A 670-nucleotide genomic window follows, 5' to 3' on the forward strand; every position below is an offset into this window, starting at 1 on the left:
ATCCTGCGGCAGGCCGTTGCGGGTGTAGCGGTAAGCTTCGTCGGTTTCCACCGTGCGGCCTGCGCCACCGCTGAGGACGGACAGCACCCGTCCGGTCGCGTCCAGTTTGTAACCTGCCGCCTCGCGGTTATGGCGGGCACCGGCCAGATTGCCCGCCCCGTCATACCGATATTCCCGCGTCTGTGAGGCGTGCAGACGCCCGTCCTGCTGCTGACCGCTCATGTCACGGGTCAGCCTGCCCATCACGTCATATTCCCGCTGCTGTAGGAACTCACCGCCTGAACGGGAGGCTTCGCGCCCGGCGGCATCATGAGCAAGGGTGAGCTCTGCGCCGTCTGGCAACTGCACCTGCTGCAGTTCACCCGCTGCGCTGTAGCTGAAGGTGCTGGTCAGCGCGTCGTCACCTTCGTTTTCTCTGGCCAGCGTTCGCGTTACGGTGCGTGCGGTATCATCAAACTGTCGGGTGATAAGCGAGCCGTTCAGCCACTCCCGCACCACCCGGTCACGGAGGTCATACTCTAGCTGTACATGACTGGTTGCGGAGGTGACTTCGATAAGCCTGCCAGCCGCGTCATAGCGGTAGTGCAGGGTATCGTCCGGTGCGGTTTCTTTGATGAGCAACCCGCGTCCGTCATACAGGAAGTGGCGGGTTTCGCCTTCGCCATTACGG

Annotated in this window: 1 pseudogene; it reads right to left on the reverse strand. The window is 62.8% G+C overall.

The features are described from left to right. Positions 1–670 (reverse strand): annotated as a pseudogene (locus K7X24_RS21935) (RHS repeat domain-containing protein); the annotation flags it as partial.

It is taken from the genome of Pectobacterium versatile, assembly GCF_020166435.1.
GTDB classification, from domain to species: Bacteria; Pseudomonadota; Gammaproteobacteria; order Enterobacterales; family Enterobacteriaceae; genus Pectobacterium; species Pectobacterium versatile.